Annotated in this window: 3 protein-coding genes; all 3 read left to right on the top strand. The window is 72.8% G+C overall.

Going from position 1 to position 25,421, the window contains the following annotated elements; translation table 11 throughout:
- Positions 1-96: 96 nt before the first annotated feature.
- From NRF20_RS42400 to NRF20_RS42390, 3 genes are read left to right on the top strand one after another with little or no spacing between them, the layout of a single operon-like run.
- Positions 97-23,940, top strand: coding sequence for a non-ribosomal peptide synthase/polyketide synthase (locus NRF20_RS42400; protein ID WP_413754280.1), 23,844 nt, complete (start codon positions 97-99; stop codon positions 23,938-23,940).
- Positions 23,941-23,945: 5 nt separating this feature from the next.
- A complete protein-coding gene (locus tag NRF20_RS42395; RefSeq protein ID WP_398634603.1) occupies positions 23,946-24,161 on the top strand; it encodes an MbtH family protein in 216 nt (71 codons plus the stop codon).
- A 10-nt stretch (positions 24,162-24,171) separates the two neighbouring features.
- Entirely contained in the window at positions 24,172-25,419 is a 1,248-nt protein-coding gene (locus NRF20_RS42390; protein ID WP_398634604.1) for a cytochrome P450, read from the top strand.
- The last annotated feature ends 2 nt before the right edge of the window (positions 25,420-25,421 follow it).

The raw sequence follows: 25,421 nt of genomic DNA, 5'->3' as shown, positions 1-25,421 counted from the left end.
CGCGCCACCCGACCGCCGACCGCATGACGTCACCGCGGTCGGCGTGTCCCGGCGCGCCCTGCGACCACGCCTGCCCACATTCCTGGAGGTACCCCCATGTCCCGTCGCGACGGCGATGCCCTTCCCTTGACAGCGGCCCAGCGTGAGATCTGGCTCGCCGAGCAGCGCGCGGGGACAGCGCTCGACGCCTACCGGATCGGCGACTGTCTGGAGGTCCACGGACCGGTCGACGCGCGCCTCTTCGAGACCGCCGTGCGCCGGGTCGTCGACGAGATCGACGCGCTGCACGTGAGTTTCGTCGACGACGGACAGGAACCGCTGCAGGTCGTGCGCGGGGCGTGGGACTGGGAACCCCGTCTGCTCGACCTGAGCTCGGAGCCCGACCCACGAGCGGCGGCTCTCGCGTGGATGGCCCGGGACCGGATGCGTCCGCTGGACCTCTCACGCGATCCGCTCTTCAGCTTCGCGCTGATCAGCCTCTCGCCGGCACACCACCTCCTGTACCAGAACCACCACCACCTGGTGATGGACGGATTCGGCCTCTCCCTCGTCCGGCGGCGGTTCACGCGGATGTACACGGCGCTGGCCGCGGGCGGCCCCATCTCGCCGTCGCCGTTCCGTTCGTTGGAAGAGCTGATCCGCAGTGACGCCGGCTACCGCGCCTCGGAGCAGTTCGTCTCCGATCAGTCGTACTGGACGGAGCGGCTCGCCGACCGGCCGGAGCCCACTCAGCTCACCGGCTGGGCTCCGCGTGGCGGGAGCGGTTCGCACACCGCCGTGGAACCGGCGGTGCTCCACCTGGACGCGCTGCGAGCGGGGGCAGCACAGGCCGAAGTCCACTGGTCCCGTCCGCTGATCGCGGCGGCGGCTCTCTACGCACACCGGCTCACCGGAAACCGGGACGTGCTGATCGGCCTTCCCGTCACCGGGCGCGAGGGAGCCGAACGCGCTCTGCTGTCCACGCCCGGCACGATGGCGAACGTGGTGCCCCTGCGCCTGCCGATGCGACCGGACATGCGGTGGCACGACCTCGTCGCCGAGGTGGCACGGGAGGCCGACGCGGCCCTCGCGCACCAGCGCTACCGCAGCGAGGACCTGTTCCGGGACCTCGGCGTTCCCCGTGCCACCGGGGCGGCGTTCCCGCTCGTCGTCAACATCCTGGTCTTCGACTCCCCGCCGAGCTTCGCCGGGCATCCCGCCACGCTGCGCTACCTGCTCCCGGAGCCGACCACCGGGCTGTCCCTCTGGGTCACGGGCTGTCGGGGAGACAGTGAGCTCCGGGTCGAACTCAAGGGCGCGCCCGAGACCTGGAGCGGGGACGAACTCGCCGTCCATCAACGGCGGCTGATCGCGCTGATGGACACCGTCGCGGGCTGCGCCGCGCAGGAGCCGGTCGGCCGGATCGGCCTGCTCGCCGCGGACGACGAACGGGAGCTGCTGGCGCTGGGCGCCGGTCCGGTGACCCGGGCCTCCGCCGAGAACCTGCCGGAGGTGTTCCGGGCGCAGGTGCGGGCGACGCCGGACGCCGTCGCGGTGGTGGGGCCGGACGCGTCGCTGACGTATGCGGAGCTGGACGCACGGGCGAACCGGCTGGCGCATGCCCTGATCGCCCGTGGGGCGGGGCCGGAGCGGCTGGTCGCGGTGGCCCTGCCGCGCTCGGCGGAACTGGTGGCGGCGATGCTCGCGGTGCTCAAGGCCGGGGCCGCCTACGTCCCGGTCGACCCGGAGTACCCTGCCGCCCGGATCGAGTACATGCTGGACGACGCGCGGCCGGTCCTGGTGGTGACCGACGCCCGTGCCCGGGAGCGGCTGCCCGAGGCCGGTCCCGCCGAGTGGCTGGTGGTCGACGAACCGGAGACGGCCGCGATGGTGGCGGCTTGCCCGGCAGCGGACCCGGAATCGGCCGTCGATCCGGAGCATCCGGCGTACGTCATCTACACCTCCGGTTCCACCGGGCGACCCAAGGGCGTGGTGTCGACGCACGGCGGCCTGCTCAACCTGTTCGCCGACCAGCAGCAGACATTGTTCCCGCCCCTGCTCATGGATCGGCGACGGCTGAGGGTGGCCCTGACCACGTCGGTTTCGTTCGACGCGGCCTGGAACCAGCTGCTCAGCCTGTTCGCGGGCCACGAGCTGCACGTCCTGGACCAGGCGACCTGGACCGACCCGGACACCTTCGTCGACTACTCCAGGCGCCGCCGACTCGACTTCGTCGAGGCCACCCCGTCGTACCTCCGAGTTCTGGTCGCTCAGGGGATGCTGGACGATCCGCAGTGGCGTCCCGCGATGGTCGCGGCGGGCGGCGAGGCCGTCCCGGAGCAGTTGTGGGAGCGGCTGCGCTCGGCCGACGGGGTGTCCTGCCTGAACTTCTACGGTCCGTCCGAGTGCACGGTGAATTCCGTCGTCGCGGCGCTGGAGTCGAGCCGGCGTCCGGTGATCGGCCGGCCGGTCGGCAACACCCGGCTGTACGTACTGGACGGCGCGTTGCAGCCGATGCCCAGGGGTGTGGCGGGTGAGCTGTACATCGCCGGCGCGGGCCTGGCACGGGGCTACCTGAACCGGCCCGGTCTGACCGCCGGGCGTTTCGTGGCCGACCCGTTCGGGCCGGCCGGCTCGCTGATGTACCGCACCGGCGACCTGGTGCGGTGGGGCCCGGACGGGAACCTGGAGTTCCTCGGCCGTACCGACGACCAGGTCAAGGTCCGGGGCTTCCGGATCGAACTCGGCGAGATCGAGGCCGTGCTCGTCGAGCACCCGCAGGTCGCGCAGGCCGCCGTTTCGATGCGTACCGAAGAGGACACCCGGCTGGTCGCCTACGTCGTGCCGGTATCCGGTGCCACGGTGGCCGTTCCCGAGCTGCGCGAGCACCTGCGCGAGCGGCTGCCGGAGTACATGGTGCCGACCGCATTCGTGACGCTGGACGCGCTGCCGCTGACGCCGAACCGGAAGCTCGACCGACGGGCTCTTCCGGCCCCCGAGCAGGCCGCGGCTGCCCCGGGCCGCGCTCCGCGCACCGCGACCGAGCACCTGCTGGCCGGGCTGTTCGCCGAGGTGCTCGCAGTGGCCGAGGTCGGGCCGGACGACAGCTTCTTCGACCTCGGCGGGCATTCGCTGCTGGCCACCCGGCTGGTCGCCAGGGCGCGGTCGGCGCTGGGCGTGGAGCTGAGGCTGAGCGACCTGTTCGACGCGCCGACGGTGGCGGAACTGGCGGCGGCGGTGGACGGCGCGGACCGGGCACGGCCGGCGCTGGAGCGGCGCGAGCGGCGCGAGGCGGTCCCGCTGTCCTTCGCGCAGCGCCGGTTGTGGTTCCTGCACCGCATGGAGGGCCCGGGCGCCACGTACAACATCCCGCTGGCGCTACGGCTGTCCGGCAACCTCGACCAGCGGGCCATGGAAGCCGCTCTGGCGGACGTGGTCGAGCGCCACGAGAGCCTGCGCACCGTCTTCCCGGTGGTCGACGGCGAGCCGTGCCAGCGGGTGCTGGACCTCGACGAGGCACGGCCGCGACTGCGGGTGACCGAGGTCGGCGAGGGCGACCTGCCGGATCGGCTGGCGGAGGCGGCCCGGCACGGCTTCGAGCTCTCCGAGGAGCCGCCGCTGCACGCCGAACTGTTCCAGCTGGGAGCCGACGAGCACGTGCTGCTGGTGGTGGTGCATCACATCGCCGGCGACGGCTGGTCGATGGGGCCGCTCTCGCGGGACCTGACGACCGCCTACGCGGCCCGTTCCGAAGGGGCGAAGCCGGAGTGGTCTGCGCTTCCGGTCCAGTACGCCGACTACACCCTCTGGCAGCGGGAGCTGCTCGGTGAGGAATCCGACCCGGACAGCCTGCTGAGCGGTCAACTGGTCCACTGGAGGGAGCAGCTGGCGGATCTGCCCGAACAGATCGAGCTGCCGTTCGACCGGCCCAGGCCGGCGGTGATGTCCCACCGGGGCGCTCACCTGCCGGTGCGGATCGACGCCGAACTGCACCAGGGCCTGCGCGCGCTCGCCCGTGACGGCGGGGCCAGCCTCTTCATGGTGCTCCAGGCCGGGCTGGCCGCCCTGCTGAGCAAGCTCGGCGCGGGCACCGACGTCCCGATCGGCACGCCGATCGCCGGACGCACCGACGAGGCCGTGGACGACCTGGTCGGCTTCTTCGTCAACACCCTGGTGCTGCGTACCGACCTCTCCGGTGACCCGTCGTTCACCGACCTGCTGGGCCGGGTGCGCGCCGACGCGCTGGCCGCGTACACGCATCAGGACGTACCGTTCGAGCACCTCGTGGAGGCGCTCAACCCGACCCGGTCGCTGGCCCACCACCCGCTGTTCCAGACCATGCTCGCGTTGCAGAACGCGCCGCTCGGCACGTTCGCCCTGCCGCGGCTGCGAGTGGCGACCGACCTGGTCCACACCGGGACAGCCAAGTGCGACCTGACGTTCATGCTGACCGAACAGCCCGGCGCGCATGGGCTGTCGGGCCTGGTGGAGTACAGCACCGACCTGTTCGACGCGGCCACTGTCGAGGGGATCGTCGATCGGTGGCTGCGGCTGCTCCGCGCCGTGGTCGCCGACCCCGGCCGGCGGATCGGCCAGGTGGACGTGCTGTCCGCCGACGAGCTCCGCGCGCTGCTGCCGGCCGTCGGCGGCCGGAGCGGGGAGTTGCCGGAGAGCAGCATCACGGCGCTCTTCGAGCGGCAGGTACGGGCGAACCCGGCGGCGGTCGCCGTGGTGAGCGGCGACGTCACGCTGACGTACGGCGAGTTGAACGCCCGGGCCAACCGGCTTGCGCACCACCTGATCGCCCGGGGCGTGGGGCCGGAGCAGCTGGTGGCCGTGGCCCTGCCGCGCTCGGCCGAGCTGGTGGTGGCGGTCCTCGCGGTCCTCAAGGCGGGAGCGGCCTACGTTCCGGTGGACCCGCAGTATCCTGCCGCCCGGATCGCCTACCTTCTTCGGGACGCCCGGCCGTCGCTGCTCGTGACGACGGGCCGGACCGGCGAACTGCCGGGTACGGACCCGGTGGACCGGCTCCTGCTGGACGCCGCCGACCTGGGTGGGCTGCCGGACACCGACCCGGAGGCCCCCCTCGATCCAGGCCACCCCGCCTACGTCATCTACACCTCCGGGTCCACGGGCGACCCCAAGGGCGTCGTGGTGCCGCACCGGAACGTGGTGCGGCTGTTCGGCACCACCCAGGAGCTGTTCGACTTCTCCGCCCAGGACGTCTGGACCCTCTTCCACTCCTACGCCTTCGACTTCTCGGTGTGGGAACTGTGGGGCCCGCTGCTCCACGGCGGCCGACTGGTGGTCGTGGACCACGAGACCAGCCGCTCGCCCCACCGGTTCCTGGAACTCCTCGCCCGTGAGCGGGTGACGGTGCTCAACCAGACGCCGTCCGCCTTCTACCAGCTGATGCAGGCGGACGAGGAGGCACCGGAGACCGGCCGTTCGCTCGCCCTGCACACCGTGGTGTTCGGCGGCGAGGCGCTGGAGCACGCCCGGCTGGCGAGCTGGTACGAGCGACACCCGGACGACGCGCCGCGTCTGGTCAACATGTACGGCATCACCGAGACCACCGTGCACGTGACCTACGCCGCGCTCGACCGGTCCGGCACCCTCGCCGGCCAGATCGGCACGGCCGTCCCGGACCTGCGCACGTACGTGCTGGACGCCCACCTGCGGCCGGTGCCCCCGGGCGTGCCCGGCGAGCTGTACGTCGCGGGCGCCGGGTTGGCGCGCGGCTACCTGAACCGGCCCGGTCTGACCGCCGGGCGCTTCGTGGCCGACCCGTTCGGGCCGGCCGGTGCGCGCATGTACCGCAGCGGCGACGTCGTGCGCCAGGGTGCGGACGGCAGCCTGCGGTTCGTGGGCCGGGCCGACGACCAGGTGAAGGTCCGCGGCTTCCGGATCGAACTCGGCGAGATCGAGGCGGTGCTCGCCGCGCACCCCGGCGTCGCCCAGGCCGCCGTCCTGGCGCGGCATGACCGGGCCGACGACACCCGGCTGGTCGCGCACCTGGTGCCCGCCCAGGGTGCCGCCCCACGCTCGGCCGAACTGCGCGAGCACCTGCGGGAACAGCTGCCGGAATACATGGTGCCGGCCGCGTTCGTCACCCTGGAAAGCCTGCCGCTGACCGCCAACGGCAAGCTGGACCGACGTGCGCTGCCCGCCCCCGACCTCGCTCCCGCGAACACCGGCCGCCCGCCGCGTACGCCGCAGGAGCAGATCCTGTGCGAGTTGTTCGCAGAGGTCCTCGGGGTGGCCGAGGCCGGTGTCGAGGACAGCTTCTTCGACCTGGGCGGGCACTCGCTGCTGGCGACCCGGCTGGCCGCCCGGGTCCGCGCGACCCTGGGGGTGGAGCTGGAGCTGCGCACCTTGTTCGAGACCCCGACCCCGGCCGGCGTGGCCTCCGCCCTGGCGGGCGCCCGCCAGGCGCAGCGGGCGCTGGCGCCCCACCCGCGTCCCGAGCTGATCCCGCTGTCGTTCGCGCAGCGCCGGCTCTGGTTCCTGCACCAGCTGGAGGGCACCGGCGCGAACTACCACATCTCCCTGGCATGGCGGCTGTCCGGACACCTGGACCGGCGGGCCCTTCAAGCCGCCCTGGCGGACGTGGCGGCCCGGCACGAGAGTCTGCGCACCGTCTTCCCGGTGGTAGACGGCGTGCCGTACCAGCAGGTGCTGGATGTCCTGGCGGCCCGCCCGCGGCTGGACGTGAGCGGGACCACCGAGGCCGGGCTGCCGGACGCGCTGGCGACCGCGAAGGCTCGTCCGTTCGATCTGGCGGTCGATCTGCCGCTGCGCGTCGAGCTGTTGGAGCTGGCGCCGGACGAGCATGTGCTCCAGGTGGTGCTCCACCACATCGCGGGTGACGGCTGGTCGCTGGGCCCGCTCGCGCAGGATCTGACCGCCGCCTACGCGGCGCGCTGCCGCGGCGAGGAGCCGGCGTGGGCGGAGCTGCCGGTCCAGTACGCCGACTACGCCCTGTGGCAGCACGAGCTGCTCGGCGACGCCACCGACCAGGAGAGCCTGTTCGCCCGCCAGGCGGCCTACTGGACCAGGCAGCTGGCCGATCTGCCGGAGCAGCTCCAGCTGCCCGGCGACCGGCCCCGCCCGGCGGTCGCCTCCCACCGGGGCGGCTTCGTGCGCGCCGGGCTGGACGCCGAGCTGCACCGCGGTCTGCGCGAGCTGGCCCGCGTCCACGGGACCAGTCTGTTCATGGTGCTTCAGGCAGGGCTGGCGGCGCTGCTGAGCAAGCTCGGCGCGGGCGACGACATCCCGGTCGGCAGCCCGATCGCCGGCCGGACGGACCAGGCGCTCGACGAGCTGGTCGGCTACTTCGTCAACACCCTGGTGTTCCGTACGGACACCTCGGGCGATCCGACGTTCGCCGAGCTGCTGGGCCGGGTGCGGGACACCGCGCTGGCCGGGTACGCCAACCAGGACCTGCCGTTCGAGTACCTCGTCGAAACCCTCAACCCGGTGCGGTCGCTGGCGCACCACCCGCTGTTCCAGGTCATGCTGGTGCTGCAGAACGCACCCCGGGCCGACTTCGCCCCGCCAGGGCTGCGCGTCGACGAGGTGGAGCTGACCACGGCCACGTCCAAGTTCGACCTGGTCTTCTCGCTGTCCGAGCGGCATGCCGGGGACGGTTCCCCGGACGGAATCGACGCGTTCGTCCAGTTCGCGAGCGATCTGTACGATCCGGCCACCGTCGATACGATGGTCGCGCGCTGGGTACGACTGCTCAAGGCAGCCGTCGCCGACCCGCAGCGGCGGCTCGGCCGCGTCGATCTGCTGTCCGTCGAGGAGCGCTGCGAGCTGCTGCCCGCGGTGGAGGCCGGGGCGGCGGTCACCGCGAGCCTGCCGGAGATGTTCGCGGCGCAGGTGGCGGCGACACCCGAGGCCCTCGCACTGGCCTGCGAAGGCGTGGAGTTGACGTACCGCCAGCTCGATGCGCGGGCGAACCGGTTCGCGCATGCGCTGATCGCTCGGGGTGTGGGTCCGGAGCAGATCGTGGCGGTGGCACTGCCGCGGTCGGTGGAGTTCGTGGTGGCCGTCCTGGGCGTCCTGAAGACGGGAGCCGCCTATCTGCCGGTTGATCCGGCGTATCCGGAGTCGCGGATCGCGTTCATGCTGGAGGACGCGCGGCCGGCCGTGGTGGTCGACGACCCGGCGATGGTGGCCGACGTGGCCGAGCGCCCGGACACCGATCCCGCCGTTGCGGTGGACGCCCGGCACTCGGCGTACGTGATCTACACGTCCGGCTCGACCGGACGGCCCAAGGGCGTCGTGGTGAGCCATGCGGGCCTGCGGGGAATGGTCGCCGAGCAGGTCGAGCGGCTCGGCATCGACGCGGCCGGCCGGGTGCTCCAGTTCTCCTCGCCCAGCTTCGACGTCTCGCTGTGGGACCTGTGCGGCGCCCTGCTCACCGGTGCCGCCCTGGTGCCGGCGCCCGCGGACGAGCCGGTCGCCGCGCTGACCGACCCGAGCCTCGCTCTGACCCATGCGACGGTGCCGCCGTCCGTGCTGGCGGCTCTGTCGCCGGACGCGGTGACCGTGCCGACGCTGGCGGTCGCGGGTGAGGCCTGCCCGCCGGAGCTGGTGACGTGCTGGGCGCCGGGGCGCCGGATGATCAACGCGTACGGTCCGACCGAGACGACGGTCATCGCGACGATGAGCGAGCCGCTGTCGCCGGGGACGGGCGTGCCGCCGATCGGCCGTGCCGTCGCCGGGTTCCGGACGTACGTGCTGGACCAGCGGCTGGACCTGGTGCCGCCCGGTGTGACCGGGGAGCTGTACGTCGCCGGCCCGGGTCTCGCGCGCGGCTACCTGAACCGGCCCGAGCTCTCGGCCGGGCGGTTCGTGGCCTGCCCGTTCGGCGCGGCAGGTGAGCGGATGTACCGCACCGGGGACCTGGTGCGCCGACGCGCTGACGGCCAGTTGGAGTACCTCGGCCGTGCCGACGACCAGGTGAAGGTGCGCGGCTTCCGGATCGAACTCGGCGAGATCGAGACGGCGCTGGCCGAACACCCGCAGGTCGGTCAGGTCGCGGTGATCGCCCGGAAGGGCCAGGCGGAGGACACCCGCCTGGTCGCCTACCTGGTGCCCGCCACCGGCGCCGAGCTTCAGCCGGAGGATCTGCGCACCCACCTCCGCGAGTCGCTGCCGGACTACATGGTGCCCGCCGCGTTCGTCGCCCTCGACACCCTGCCGTTGACCGCCAACGGCAAGCTCGACCGGCGCGCCCTGCCCGAGCCCGAGTTCACCGGATCGCGGGTCGGCAGGGCACCGCGCACCCCGCAGGAGCAGGTGCTGGCCGGGCTGTTCGCCGAGGTGCTGGGCCTGACGCAGGTCGGCGTCGACGACAACTTCTTCGACCTGGGTGGACACTCCCTGCTGGCCACCCGGCTGGTGGCCCGGGTCCGGGCGACCCTGGGCGTCGAGCTGGCGCTGCACACCCTGTTCCGGACCCCGACGGTGGCCGGGCTGGCCGCCGTCATGGGCGACGCCGACCGGGCCAGGCTCGCCCTGAGCCGGGCGGACCGGCCGGAGCTCGTACCGCTCTCGTCCGCGCAGCGGCGGCTGTGGTTCCTGCACCAGCTGGAGGGCGCCGGACCGGTCTACAACATGCCGCTTGCGTGGCGGCTCTCCGGACCACTGGACCGGGTGGCCCTGGAGAAGGCGCTCGCCGACGTCATCGACCGTCACGAGAGCCTACGGACGGTCTTCCCGACGACGGACGGCGTACCGTTCCAGAAGGTGCTGAGCCCCGGGGCGGTGCGGCCGAAGCTGCGGGCCACCCCGGCCGACGAGACTCCCCTGCCGGAGCTGCTGGTGACGGCCGCGGCGCGCGGATTCGATCTCGCCTCCGAACCACCGCTGCGAGCCGACCTGTTCGAGGCGGCGCCGGACGAACACGTGCTGCTGGTGGTGGTCCATCACATCGCCGGTGACGGCTGGTCACTGGGCCCGTTGTCGACCGACCTGGCCACCGCGTACGCGGCGCGCTGCCGGGGCGAGGAACCGCAGTGGGCGCCGCTGCCCGTTCAGTACGCCGACTACACCCTGTGGCAGCACCGGCTGCTCGGTGACGCGGCCGACCAGGACAGCCTGTTCGCCCGTCAGACGGCCTACTGGACACGGACGCTGGCGGACCTGCCGGAGCAGATCCGTCTCCCTGCCGACCGCCACCGTCCCTCCGTCCCCTCATATTCCGGCGGCCACCTCGCCGTCGAGGTGGACGCCGAACTGCACGCCGGGCTGCTCCGCTTGGGCCGGGAGCACGGGGCCAGCGCCTACATGGTGTTGCAGGCCGCACTGGCGGCGCTGCTGGACAAGCTCGGCGCGGGCACGGACATCCCTGTCGGCAGTCTGATCGCCGGAAGGACCGACCAGGCTCTGGACGACCTCGTCGGGTTCTTCGTCAACACCCTGGTGCTGCGGACCGACACCTCGGGCGACCCGACGTTCGCCGAGTTGCTGGGCAGAGTCCGGGAGAACGCGCTGGCCGCGTACGCGCACCAGGACCTGCCGTTCGAGCACCTCGTCGAGGCCCTCAACCCGGCCCGGTCGCTCGCGCGCCAGCCCCTGTTCCAGGTGCTGCTCGCGCTGCAGAACGTGCCCCGCACCGAGTTCTCCCTGCCCGGCCTGAGCGCCGAGACCGTACTGGTGCGGACGCCCACGGCGATGTTCGACCTCTCCATCCACCTGCTGGAGCGCGGCGGCACCGGCGGGCCGGCCGAGGGCATCATCGGACGAGTCGAGTACAGCACCGGCCTGTTCGACCGCGCCACGGTGGAGGCGCTGGTCGCCCGGTGGCTGGGCCTGCTGGCATCGGTGGTCGCCGAGCCGGAGCGGCCGCTGAGCCGGATCGACGTGCTCACCGCCGAGGAGCGGCACGAGTTGCTGGTCGTGCGCAACGACACCGCGTGCCCGGCTCCCCTCACCGGCCTGCCATCCCTGTTCGAGGCCCGGGCCCGGGCGACCCCGGACGCCCCGGCGGTGGTGTTCGAGGACACCGCACTGACCTATCGGGAGCTGAACCGCAGGGCCAACCGCCTGGCGCACGCGCTGATCGCGCGTGGGGTGGGACCGGAGCAGGTCGTCGCCCTGCGACTGCCGCGCTCCACCGAGCTGGTGGTCGCCGTCCTCGCGGTCCTCAAGACGGGGGCGGCGTACCTGCCGGTCGACCCGGACTACCCGGCCGCCCGCATCGCGTACATGCTTCAGGACGCGCGACCGGCCGTGGTGCTCGACGACCTCGCGGCCGTCACACCGGTCGAGGAGCAGCCGGAGCACGATCCGGCCGTCGCCGTGGACGTGCGGCACCCGGCCTACGTCATCTACACCTCGGGCTCCACCGGCCGGCCCAAGGCCGTGGTGATGCCCGCCGCCGGGCTGCTGAACCTGCTGGCCTGGCACCACCGGGCCGTCGGTGGCGAACCCGGCACGCGCACCGCGCAGTTCACCGCGATCAGCTTCGACGTCTCGGTGCAGGAGATGCTGTCCGCGCTGCTGTACGGCAAGACCCTCGTGGTGCCGACCGAGGAGCAGCGCCGCAGCGCCGAGCTGTTCGCCCGGTGGCTGGACCGGCAGGGGGTCGAGGAGCTGTTCGCGCCCAATCTGGTGATCGAGGCGCTGGCCGAGGCCGCCGAGGAGGCCGAGCTCGAGCTGCCGAACCTGCGGCTGATCGCGCAGGCCGGCGAGGCGATGCGGCTGGGCGGTGCGGTACACCGCTTCCAGGCCCGGCGGCCGGGGCGGGTGCTGCACAACCACTACGGCCCCGCCGAAACCCACGTGATCACCGCCTACCCGCTGCCGGCCGACCCCTCCGACTGCCCGCTCCCGGTGCCGATCGGCCGTCCGATCGCGAACTGCCAGGTGTACGTGCTGGATACGGCACTGCGGCCGGTCGCCCCGGGCGTGCCGGGCGAGCTGTACCTCGCCGGTGCGGGACTCGCCCGCGGCTACCTGAACCGGCCCGGGCTCACCGCCACGCGGTTCGTCGCCAACCCGTACGGTCCGGCCGGCGCGCGGATGTACCGCACCGGTGACCTGGTTCGCTGGCGCGCCGACGGCGAGCTGGAGTTCGGGGGCCGGGTTGACCACCAGGTGAAGGTCCGCGGGTTCAGGATCGAGCCGGGCGAGATCGAGGCCGAGCTGGCCGCGCATCCGGGTGTCGCCCAGGTCGCGGTGCTCGCCCGGGTGGACCGGCCGGGCGAGACCCGGATCGTCGCGTACGTGGTGCCCACGGCCGAGACCGGGGCCACGGCTGCGACGCTGGCGGCGTACCTGCGCGACCGCGTGCCGGACTACCTGGTGCCGTCGGCGTTCGTGCTGCTGGACGCGCTGCCGCTGACGGCGAACGGGAAGCTGAACCGTGCGGCGCTGCCCGCGCCCGAGCCGGATACCGCCGGTAGCAGCCGCGCGCCGCGCACGCCGCAGGAGCAGATCCTGTGCGAGTTGTTTGCCGAGGTGCTGGGCGCGCCCCAGGTGGGGGTGGACGACGACTTCTTCGACCTGGGCGGTCACTCCCTGCTCGCCACCCGGCTGGTCTCGCGGGTCCGGGCGACCCTCGGCGTCGAGCTGGAACTGCGCAGCCTGTTCCGGACGCCGACGCCCGCCGGCCTCGCGGCCGGGCTGCACGACGCCGGCACCGCGCGGCGGGCCCTGGTTCCCCAGCCCCGCCGCGAGCCCATGCCGCTGTCGTTCGCACAGCGCCGGCTCTGGTTCCTCCAGCAGTTCGGGACGCCGAGCGCCACCTACCACATGCCGCTCGCCCTGCGGCTGTCCGGCGACCTCGACCGGGCCGCGCTGAAGGCCGCGCTCGCCGACGTGGTGGCCCGGCACGAGACCCTGCGCACGGTCTTCCCGCACGCCTCCGGGGCTCCGCACCAGCGGGTGCTGGACGCCGCCGAGGTCACTGTCCCGCTGGCGGTGCGCGCGGTCGGCGAGGCGGAGGTTCCGGCCCTGCTGCGCGCGGCGGCGGTGCGGGCGTTCGACCTGACGTCGGAACTGCCGCTGCGGGTCGCGCTGTTCGCGGTCGCGCCGCAGGAGCACGTACTGCTGCTGGTGCTGCACCACATCGCTGGTGACGGCTGGTCCATGGGCCCGCTGGCCCGCGACCTCGCCGCGGCCTATACCGCCCGGCGGGGCGGTGAGGCGCCCGCATGGCCTCCGCTGCCGGTGACGTACGGCGACTACACCCTGTGGCAGCACGAGATCCTCGGTGACGAGCGGGACGCGGACAGTGTGTTCGCGCGTCAGGTCGCCTACTGGACCGAGGCGCTGGCCGGGTTGCCCGACCAGCTGCACCTGCCCGTCGACCGGCCGCGTCCGGCCGCCGTGTCGTACCGCGGCGACCTGCTGGACGTGCGGATCGACGCCGAACTGCATGCCGCGCTGCTGGAGTTGGCGCGGCGCACCGGCACCAGTCTGTTCATGGTGCTCCAGGCGGCCCTGGCCGCGCTGTACACGCGGTTGGGCGCGGGAACGGACATCCCGATCGGGAGCCCGATCGCGGGGCGTACGGACGAGGCGCTGGACGATCTGGTCGGGTTCTTCGTGAACACGCTGGTGCTGCGCACCGACACGAGCGGTGAGCCGACGTTCGCCGAGCTGCTGGGGCGGGTGCGGGAGACGGCGCTGTCGGCCTTCGCCCACCAGGACGTGCCCTTCGAACACCTCGTGGAGGTGCTGAACCCGTCCCGGTCACTGTCGCACCACCCCCTCTTCCAGACCGGGCTGGTCGTACAGAACGCGCCGGGCGGTGAGTTCGAGCTGCCCGGCCTGAGGGCCGCCGGGATGGCCGTGTCCACCGGGACCTCCCGGCTCGACCTGACCTTCGGCCTGGCGGAGCAGCACGGGTCCGACGGCACTCCGGCCGGACTGAGCGGTGCGGTGGAGTACAGCGCCGACCTGTTCGACCGCTCGACCGTGGAGGCCCTCTTCGCCCGGTGGACCAAGCTGCTGGCCGCGGTCGCGGCCGCTCCGGACCGGCCGATCGGCGGGATCGATCTGCTGTCCGATGACGAGCGCCGCGAGCTGTTGCCTGCCGCTGAGGGCGGGTCTGCCACCATGAGCCTGCCGGAGATGCTGGCGGCGCAGGTGGAGGCGACGCCGGATGCGATCGCGTTGGTCCGTGGCGAGACCGAGTTGACGTACGGGCAGCTCAATGCCCGGGCGAACCGGTTCGCGCATGCGCTGATCGCTCGGGGCGTGGGCCCGGAGCAGATCGTGGCGGTGGCCTTGCCGCGCTCGCTCGAGTCCGTGGTGGCCGTCCTGGGCGTGCTGAAAGCCGGGGCCGCGTACCTGCCGGTGGATCCCTCGTACCCCCAGTCGCGGATCGCGTTCATGCTGGACGACGCCCGACCGACGGTGGTCATCGACAACCCGGCCATGGTCGCCGACGGAGACTGGCCGGACATCGATCCAAAGATCACGCTCGACGTCCGGCACCCCGCCTACGTGATCTACACCTCGGGCTCGACCGGCCGCCCCAAGGGCGTCGTGGTGAGCCACGCCGGCGTGCCGGGCCTGGTGGCGGCACAGGCCGAACGGCTCGGCGTGGAGCCGGGCAGCCGGGTGCTCCAGCTCGCCTCGCCCAGCTTCGACGCGTCCTTCTGGGACCTGTGCAGTGCCCTGCTCACCGGTGCCGCCCTCGTCCTGGCCCCGGCCGAGGCCCCGCTGGAGGCCCTGACGGACCGCCGGCTCGGCGTCACCCATGTGACGCTGCCGCCCTCGGCCCTGGCGGCGCTGGACGGCGCCGACGTCTCGGCCGCCACCCTGGTGGTGGCGGGTGAAGCGTGTGCGCCGGAGCTGGTGTCCCGGTGGGCGGCCGGACGCCGGATGATCAACGCGTACGGTCCGACGGAGACGACGGTGTGCGCGACGATGAGCGACCCACTGTCCCCAGGTTCGGGCGTGCCGCCCATCGGCCGACCGGTCGCGGGCTTCCTGGCATACGTACTCGACGAGCGCCTGCGCATCGTGCCGCCGGGTGTGGTGGGAGAGTTGTACGTCACGGGGGCGGGCTTGGCGCGCGGGTACCTGAACCAGCCGGCGCTGACGGCCGGACGGTTCGTGGCCTGCCCGTTCGGCACGGACGGCGAGCGCATGTACCGCACCGGCGACCTGGTGCGCCGGCGCGCCGACGGCGACCTGGAGTACGTCGGCCGCGCCGACCAGCAGGTGAAGGCACGCGGCTTCCGCATCGAGCTCGGCGAGATCGAGGCAGCTCTGGCCGAGCACCCCGCCGTCGTCCAGACCGCCGTCCTCGCACAGGACGAGCGGCTCGTCGGCTACGTGGCAGCGCGTCCCGACGCGGTCGTACGTCCGGCGGAGCTGACGGCGTACCTGCGCGACCGCCTGCCCGACTACCTGGTGCCGTCGGCGTTCGTGCTCCTGGATGTGCTGCCGCTGATGCCGAGCGGAAAGCTGGACCGGGCGGCGCTGCCCGCGCCCGAGTCGGTGACCGCGGCGACGGGCCGGGCTCCGCGTACGCCGCAGGAGCAGATCCTGTGCGAGCTGTTCGCCGAGGTGCTGGGCGCGCCGCGGGTCGGGGTCGACGACGACTTCTTCGACCTGGGCGGGCACTCCCTGCTCGCCACCCGGCTGGTCGCACGGATTCGCTCGGTGCTCGATGTGGAGCTGGGGTTGCGCGCGCTCTTCCAGGCGCCCACCGCGGCGGGAGTGGCCAAGGCGTTGGCCGAGGCCGGCCGCGCCCGTCCGGCACTGACGGCGCACATGCGTCCGGAAGCGGTACCGCTCTCCTTCGCCCAGCGCCGGCTCTGGTTCCTGCACCGCATGGACGGCACCGCCGCGACGTACCACATCCCGCTGGCGCTCCGTCTGACCGGGACGCTCGACGCGGCGGCGCTGGACGAAGCACTCTGCGACGTGGTGGCCCGGCACGAGAGCCTGCGGACGGTGTTCCCGGAAGTCGACGGCGTACCGTGCCAGCGCGTCCTGGCCCCGGAGGCCGCCCGGCCTCGGGCACGGTTCACCGAGGTGTCCGACGCCGAACTACCCAAGCGGCTCGCCGAGTTCGCCCGGCAGCCCTTCGACCTGGCGGCGGAACCACCACTGCGGGCGGAGCTGTTCGCACTCGCGCCGCAGGAGCACGTGCTGCTGCTGGTGATGCACCACATCGCCGGTGACGGCTGGTCCACCGGCCCGCTGGCCCGCGATCTGACCGAGGCATACGCCGCTCGGTGCGAGGGGCGCGCACCGAGCCGGCCGGTCCTGCCGGTGCAATACACCGACTACACGCTGTGGCAGCGCGACCTGCTCGGCGACGCCGTCGACCCGGCGAGCCGGTTCGCCGAACAACTGGACTACTGGAAACGGCAGTTGTCCGACCTGCCGGAGCTACTCCAGCTGCCCACCGACCGGGCGCGGCCGGCCGTCGCCCGCTGGCACGGGGGCCAGGTCGGCCTGGAGTTGAGTCCCGAACTGCACGCTGCCTTGGCCCAGTTGGCGCGGCGTACCGGCACCAGTCTGTTCATGGTGCTCCAGGCGGCCCTGGCCGCGCTGTACACGCGGTTGGGCGCGGGAACGGACATCCCGATCGGGAGCCCGATCGCGGGGCGTACGGACGAGGCGCTGGACGATCTGGTCGGGTTCTTCGTGAACACGCTGGTGCTGCGCACCGACACGAGCGGCGACCCGACGTTCGCCGAGCTGCTGGGGCGGGTGCGGGAGACGGCACTGTCGGCCTTCGCCCACCAGGACGTGCCCTTCGAACACCTCGTGGAGGTGCTGAACCCGTCCCGGTCACTGTCGCACCACCCCCTGTTCCAGACCATCCTGGCCGTGCAGAACGCGCCGATGGGCCGTTTCTCGCTGCCCGGCCTTGACGTCACCACCTACGCGGTGGCCACCGGAACCGCCAAGTTCGACCTCGGTGTGAACCTCGCCGAACAGTTCGGACCGGACGGAAGGCCGGCCGGAATCGTCGGCGCGGTGGAGTACGCAACCGACCTGTTCGACCGGGATACGGTCGCCACGCTCGCCCGGCGCTGGACGCTCCTGCTGGAGTCGGTCACCGTCGACCCGGAGCAGCCGATCGGTTTGATCGACCTCCTCGACGCCGACGAGCGGCACCGGCTGCTGGAGCGCGGCAACGCGACCGCCCGTGAGGTGGGCGCCGTATCGGTGCCGGAGGCCTTCGCTGCACAGGTGGAGGCGACGCCGGATGCGATCGCGCTGGTCCGTGGCGAGACCGAGTTGACGTACGGGCAGCTCAATGCCCGGGCGAACCGGTTCGCGCATGCGCTGATCGCTCGGGGCGTGGGCCCGGAGCAGATCGTGGCGGTGGCCTTGCCGCGCTCGCTCGAGTCCGTGGTGGCCGTCCTGGGCGTGCTGAAAGCCGGGGCCGCGTACCTGCCGGTGGATCCCTCGTACCCCCAGTCGCGGATCGCGTTCATGCTGGACGACGCCCGACCGACGGTGGTCATCGACAACCCGGCCATGGTCGCCGACGGAGACTGGCCGGACACCGATCCAAAGATCACGCTCGACGTCCGGCACCCCGCCTACGTGATCTACACCTCGGGCTCGACCGGCCGCCCCAAGGGCGTCGTGGTCGGCCACGCCGGCGTGGCCAGTCTGGTCACCGCCCAGATCGAGCGTTTCGCGATCGAACCCGACAGTCGCGTGCTCCAGTTCGCCTCGCCAAGCTTCGACGCTTCGGTGTCGGAGGTCTTCACCGCCCTGCTGCGCGGCGCAGCCCTCGTGCTGCCCCCTGCGGCGGACCCGGTCGCCGCACTGACCGACCCGGACCTCGCGGTCACCCACGTGACCGTGCCCCCGTCCCTCCTGGCCACCGTGGAGCAGGACGCGCTGACCGTGTCGACACTGGTGGTGGCGGGTGAGGCCTGCCCCTCGGAGCTGGTGGAACGCTGGGCACCGGGCCGTCGGATGATCAACGCGTACGGTCCGACGGAGACGACGGTGTGCGCGACGATGAGCGACCCACTGTCCCCGGGGTCGGGCGTGCCGCCGATCGGCCGTCCGATCTCCAACGCCCGGGTGTACGTCCTGGATGAGCGGATGCGGCCGGTGCCGCCGGGAGTGCCAGGCGAGTTGTACGTCGCGGGGGCGGGCTTGGCGCGCGGGTACCTGAACCAGCCGGCACTGACGGCCGGACGGTTCGTGGCCTGCCCGTTCGGCACGGACGGCGAGCGCATGTACCGCACCGGCGACCTGGTGCGCCGACGCGCCGACGGCGACCTGGAGTACGTCGGCCGCGCCGACCAGCAGGTGAAGGTACGCGGCTTCCGCATCGAGCTCGGCGAGATCGAGGCGGCCCTGGCCGAGCACCCCGCCGTCGCCCAGGCCGCCGCCGTTGCGCAGGACGACCGGCTCGTCGGCTACGTCGTCCCACGCCAGGAGGCGGACCGGGACGGTCACCTCGAAGCGGACCACGTGGGCGAGTGGCGGGACATCTACGATGCCCTGCGCATCGTTCCCGAGGAAGCCGCCTTCGGCCAGAACTTCGTCGGCTGGAGCAGCAGTTACGACGCGAGCCCGATCCCGATCGAGCAAATGCGGGAGTGGCGGAACGCCACCGTGGCACGCATCCTGGCCCTGCGCCCCCGCCGGGTGCTGGAGGTCGGCGTCGGCACCGGCCTGCTCCTCTCGCAGATCGCACCGCACTGCGAGGCGTACTGGGCGACCGACTTCTCCGCCACCGCGATCGACGCGCTGGCCGCCCAAGTGGCTCGGGAGGAACGGCTGGCCGAGCGTGTGGTGTTGCAGACCCGCCCGGCGCACGACACCGACGGGCTGCCGGTCGGGCGGTTCGACACCATCGTGCTGAACTCGGTGGTGCAGTACTTCCCGTCCGCCGACCACCTCGCGGACGTGATCGACCGGCTGATGCGGCTGCTCGCCCCCGGCGGCGCGCTTTTCGTCGGCGACGTCCGCAACCTGCGGCTGCTGCGCCCGCTGGCGACGGCCGTCCAGCTCCACCGGGCCGACGACGGCGCCGACCTGCCCGCAGTGCGCCGTGCCGTCGAACAGGCCCTTCTGGTGGAGAAGGAACTCCTGGTCGACCCGGACTTCTTCGCCGTCCTGCGCGACCGCGGCACCGTCGGGGCCGTGGCCGTGGAGGTCAAGCGCGGCCGGCACCACAACGAGCTCACTCGCTACCGCTACGACGTCACGCTGCACGAGCAGTCGGCCGGCCCGACGGCGCCGACCGCGCCGCAGGAGCTGACGTGGGGCCGAGAGGTCACCGACCTCGCGGAACTGCGCGAGCTGCTCGCCCGGCCCGACGCGGACCCGGTGCGCGTCACCGGTGTGCCGAACCGGCGCGTCGCCCGCGAGGCAGCGCTGGCCCGGGCGGTGCAGAGCGGGGACGGCACGCTCGCCGAACTGCTGGACCGGCTGCACGGCCCGGACAGCGGCGACCTGCCCGACCCGGAGGATTTCCGCGAACTCGGCGACGAACTCGGCCGCCGGGTGGACGTCACCTGGTCAGCCGGCGCGCCCGACGCCCTGGACGTCGTCATCGGCGGCGTGCCGGGAGACGCCCCCGTCGAGGCATACCGGCCGCTGCGGCCGTCCGGCACCGCGCTGTCCTCGCTCACCAACCGCCCGACCGGAAGCCGCGCCACGGGCGCCCTCGTCGGCGCACTCCGCGACCGGCTGCGCGACCGGCTGCCCGACTACCTCGTGCCGTCGGCCATCGTCGTCCTGGACGCACTGCCGCTGACCGGCAGTGGCAAGGTCGACCGCCGCGCCCTGCCCGCCCCCGACCTGGGTACGGCCGCGACCGGGCGGGCGCCGCGTACCCCGCAGGAACAACTGCTGGCCGATCTCTTCGCCGACGTGCTCGGGCTGCCCGGGGTCGGCGTCGACGACAGCTTCTTCGACCTCGGCGGGCATTCCCTGCTGGCGACCCGCCTGGCCTCCCGGGTCCGGGCGGTCTTCGGCGCGGAGCTCGAGGTCCGCGGGCTCTTCGAGCACCCGACCGTGGCCGCCCTGGCGACTCGCCTCGACGGCTCGGTCACGCAGCGGCCCGCGCTGACCGCGCGTCCGCGCCCCGAGCGGATTCCGCTGTCCTTCGCCCAGCAACGCCTGTGGTTCCTGCACCGCATGGACGGGCCGAGCGCCACCTACAACATGCCGCTCGCCCTGCGCCTGGACGGCGAACTGGACCGGGCGGCGCTGCGTGCCGCGCTCGCCGACGTGATCGCCCGGCACGAGAGCCTGCGGACGGTCCTGCGCGAGGCGGACGGCGTGCCGTACCAGCTCGTGCTGAGCGCGGACGAGGCCCGCCCCGAGCTGCCGGTCATCGAGCTCGATGATGTGCGGCTGTCGGGTCGGCTGGCGGAGGGGGCGCAGCGCGGCTTCGACCTGGCCGCCGAGCCGCCGATCCGCGCGGAGCTCTACGCGCTCGCCTCCGACCGGCATGTGCTGCTGCTCGTGGTGCACCACATCGCTGCCGACGGCTGGTCGATGGGCCCGCTCTCCCGCGACCTCGCGACCGCGTACGCGTCCCGCTGCCGGGGCGAGGAACCGCGGTGGTCCCCGCTGCCGGTGCAGTACGCCGACTACACACGGTGGCAACGCGATCTGCTCGGCGACGCCGCCGACCCGGACAGCCTGTTCGCCCGGCAGCTCGCCTACTGGAGCGAGGAGCTGACCGGGCTGCCGCAGCGGCTGCAACTGCCCACGGACCGCCCGCGGCCGGCTGTGGCCTCCCAGCGGGGCGGCCGGCTCGCCGTCCGGCTGGACGCCGAACTGCACCAGGCACTGCGGGACCTGGCCACCGCGCGCGGCGCCAGCATGTTCATGGTGCTCCAGGCCGGCCTCGCCGCGCTGCTCACCCGGCTCGGCGCCGGCACCGACATCCCGATCGGCAGCCCCATCGCCGGGCGCACCGACCAGGCCCTGGACGACCTCGTCGGGTTCATGGTCAACACGCTGGTGTTGCGCACCGACACGAGCGGAGACCCCGGCTTCTCCGAGCTGCTCGGCCGGGTACGGCAGAAGGCGCTGTCCGCGTACACCCACCAGGACGTGCCGTTCGAGTACCTGGTCGAGGTGGTCAACCCGGCCCGGTCGCTGTCGCACCACCCGCTGTTCCAGATCATGCTGGCCCTGCAGAACGCGCCGCTGAGCGAGTTCACGCTGCCGGGACTGTCGACCGGCTACCTGGAGGCGCCGACCGGCACCGCGCGGGTCGACCTGACGTTCAGTCTGGCCGAGCAGTACCGACCTGACGGCAGCCTCGACGGCATGGCCGGTGCGGTGGAGTACGCCACCGATCTGTTCGACCCGGCCACCGTGGAGCTGCTGTTCACCCGCTGGGCGCGGTTGCTGCGCGCGGCGGTCGCCGACCCGGACCGGCCGATCAGCCGGATCGACATCATGTCCGGCGAGGAACGCCACCGGCTGCTGTCCGAGTTCAACGACACCGCCGTGGAGTTTCCCGAGGCCGCGCTACCGGAGCTGTTCACCCGTCAGGCGCGAGCCACCCCGGATGCGGTGGCCGTCGTGGCGAGCGACACGGAGCTGACGTATCGGGAACTCGACCTGCGGGCCAACCGCCTCGCGCGGGCACTGATCGGCCAGGGCGTGGCGCCGGAGACGCCGGTCGCGGTACTGCTGGAGCGCTCGGCGGATCTGGTCGTGGCGATCCTGGCGATCATCAAGGCGGGCGGCGCCTACGTGCCCCTCGACTCGCGCTTTCCGCAGTCCCGCATCGACCTGATCCTCCAGGAGGCCGGGACCTCGCTGGTCCTCACCGAGGACGTGCTGACCGCGCTGATCCAGGCCGAACCCGACTCCTCCGACCCGGAAGTCGCCTGCCACCCCCAGCAGTTGGCGTACGTGATGTACACCTCCGGCTCAACCGGGCGCCCGAAGGGCGTGGCTGTCACGCACCGCGATGTGGTGGCCCACGCCCTGACCCCCTGCTGGCGCGACGGCGGACACGAGCGGGTGCTGCTGCACTCCCCCACCGCATTCGACCTCTCGACGTACGAGCACTGGGTGCCGCTGCTCGGCGGCGGCCGGGTCGTGGTCGCACCGCCCGGGCGGCTCGATCTCGACCTGCTGCACCAGGCGGTCAGCGAGCACCAGGTGACCGGACTGTGGCTGACGGCCGGCCTGTTCCGCCTGGTCGCCGAGGAGCGGCCGGGCCTGCTCACAGGGGTCCGCGAGGTGTGGACCGGCGGTGACGTGGTTTCCCCGGCCGCCGTCGCCCGGGTGCTGGCAGCTTGCCCCGGTATCACGGTGGTCAACGGCTACGGGCCCACCGAGGCCACGACCTTGGCCACCTGCCACCCGGTGCACGCCCTCTCCGAGCATGCCGCGACCATGCCGATCGGCCGGCCGATGGCGAACATGCGCGCCTACGTGCTCGACGCCGGGCTGCGGCCGGTGCCGCCGGGCGTGGTCGGCGAGCTGTACCTCGCGGGGATGGGCGTGGCCCGGGGCTACGTCGGCCGGCCCGGCCTGACGGTGCAGCGTTTCACCGCCGATCCGTACGGGCCAGCCGGGAGCCGGATGTACCGCACGGGCGACCTGGCGTGGTGGCTGGCCGACGGCACGCTGGAGTTCGCCGGACGGGCCGACCACCAGGTCAAGCTGCGCGGCTTCAGGATCGAGCCCGGCGAGATCGAGGCGGTGCTCGCGAGTTGCCCGGGCGTCGCCCAGGTGGCCGTCGTCGTCCGCGAAGACCAGCCGGACGACAAGCGGCTCGTCGCCTACCTGGTGCCCGCTCCCGAGGGTGTCCCCGAGGTGAGCGAGCTGTCCGACCGGCTGCGCCGCGAACTGCCCGAGTACATGGTGCCGTCGGCGTTCGTCACCCTGGACGTGCTGCCGTTGACCGCCAACGGCAAGCTGGACCGGGCAGCCCTGCCGGCCCCGGACTACGGTGCGCCGGGCGCCGGGCGCGGCCCCCGGACGCCGCAGGAGCAACTGCTGTGCGACCTCTTCGCCCAGGTCCTCGGCCGGGAACAGGTGCACATCGACGACAGCTTCTTCGACCTGGGCGGACACTCGCTGCTTGCCGCCCGCCTGGTCTCCCGCGTCCGCGAGACCCTCGGCGTCGAGGTGGGCCTGCGCACGCTGTTCGAAGCGCCGACCGTGGCCGGGCTCACGGAACGCCTGGTCATGAACGATCCCGACGACGCGCTGGACGTGCTGCTGCCGCTGCGCACGACGGGGAGCCGGACACCGCTGTTCTGCATCCACCCCGGCGGCGGCATCAGCTGGTCGTACAGCGGGCTCCTGAACCACATCGGTTCCGAGTACCCGGTCTACGCGATCCAGGCGCGCGGCCTCGGCCGCCCCGAACCCAGGCCGGCGTCCTTCGAGGAGATGGCGGCCGACTACGCCGACCAGATCCGCAAGATCCAGCCCGAGGGCCCGTACCTGCTGCTCGGCTGGTCCGCCGGCGGGCTGATCGCCCAGGCGATCGCCTGCGAGCTGCAGGCACGGGGCGAGCGGACCGCGCTGCTGGCGATCCTCGACGCCTACCCGGTGAAGGACGTGGCGTTCGAGGAGGTGCCCGTGCCCACCGAGCGGGACGTTCTCGTCGGTGTGCTCGACTGCAACCTGGACGAGCTGGGCGACCGGCCGCTCACCTACGGCGAGGTCGCCGAGATCCTGCGCGAACGGGGCAGCGCGCTGGCCGGCCTGACGGAGCAGCAGATCGAGGTCGTCGTTCACATCATGATCAACAACGCGAAGCTGGCGGTCGACTTCGTCCCCGGCAAATTTGACGGAGACCTGCTGCTGTTCAACTCCACGATCGACCGGGGCGAGGACAACGCCGGGCCCGGGACCTGGCGCCCGTACATCACCGGCCGGATCGAATCTCACGAGATCACCACCCGGCACGACCGGATGACCCAAGCCGGCTCGCTGGCCCAGATCGGACCGATCCTGGCCGCCAAGCTCGCCGAGGCCACCGGTGACACCGAAACCCGCAACCAGGAGGACTGATTTCCATGACCAACCCGTTCGAGGACCAGGACGGCACCTTCCTCGTGCTCGTCAACCAGGAGAACCAGCACTCGCTGTGGCCGCAGTTCGCGGACGTCCCCGCCGGCTGGACCGTCGCCCACGGCCCCGACACCCACGCCGCGTGCCTGGAGTACGTCGAGCAGAACTGGACCGACATGCGGCCCAAGAGTCTCGTCGACGCCATGGATGCCCAGCGGTAGCGCGACCGACGTGACCTCCACCGAGACCCTGGACGGGGCCCGCGGCACCGCCGGCCCCGTCCGGCCCGGCGACCTCGCCGCAGCGCTGCAAACGCCCGAGGCACGCCGGGACCCGTACCCGTTCTACGCCCGCATGCGGCACGAGAGCCCGGTCCACCGCAGCCCCCAGGGCATCTGGTACCTCACCCGGTACGCCGACGTCGAGGCGGCCCTGGGAGACCTGCGGCTGTCCAACGACCGGGACCGGATGACCCGCGCCTACGGCGCGCTCGGCGGCGACCTGAAGGCCTTCAGCAGGCTCACCGACCGGCTGGGCCGGGTGATGACCAACACCGACCCGCCGGAACACGCCCGGCTGCGCAAGCTGGCCAACCGCGCCTTCACCGCCCGGCGGGTCGAAGCCCTGCGCGACGGCATCCAGCGGATCGTCGACCGGCTCGTCGACGAGGCGGTCGCGGCGGGGTCGTCCATGGACCTGATCGAGGCGGTCGCCTCCCCGCTGCCGCTGTCCGTCGTCTGCGAGTTGTTCGGCATCCCGCCCGAGGACCGCCCGCAGGTCAAGAGCTGGTTCCGCCGCCTCGGCCGGCTCTCCGAGGACATCGCCAAGTCCGAGGCCGCGATCGAGCAGTACGAGGAGTACCTCGCCCGACTCGTCCGCCGACGCCGGGCCGACCCGGGCGACGACCTGGTCAGCGCCCTGGTCGCGACGCAGGCGCAGGACGACCGGCTCACCGACTCCGAACTGCTGTCCACCTGCTTCGTCCTGATCACCGCAGGAGACGAGACCACCACCCACCTGGTCGGCAACGGCACGCTCGCTCTGCTGCGCCACCCCGACCAGCTGGCCCGGTTGCGTGAGGACCCGGCGCTGATCCGCACGGCCGTCGACGAACTGGCCCGCTACGACACGCCGACCCAGGCGATCGTCCGGGTCGTGGCCGAGGATGTCGAGATCGACGGGCAGACGCTGCGCGAGGGCGAGCTGGCGTACCTGTTCCTCGCCGCGACCAACCGTGACCCCGAGCGCTTCGAGGACCCCGACCGGCTCGACCTGTCCCGCCCCGGCAACCGCCACCTGAGCTTCGGCAACGGCCCGCACTTCTGCCTCGGCGGTCCACTGGCCAAGCTCCAGGCAGAGGTGGCCATCGGCACGCTGGTCCGCCGGCTCCCGCACCTGCGGCTGGCCGACGGGGCGGCCCTCGAATGGCGGCCCAACCCACTGCAACGACGGCTGAACGCCCTCCCGCTCACCTACTGACG

This window comes from Streptomyces sp. R-74717 (genome assembly GCF_047305335.1).
Classification (GTDB): Bacteria; Actinomycetota; Actinomycetes; order Streptomycetales; family Streptomycetaceae; genus Streptomyces; species Streptomyces atratus.
Note: the sequence above shows the minus strand (reverse complement) of the source record. Positions and strands in the feature narration are given on the sequence as shown.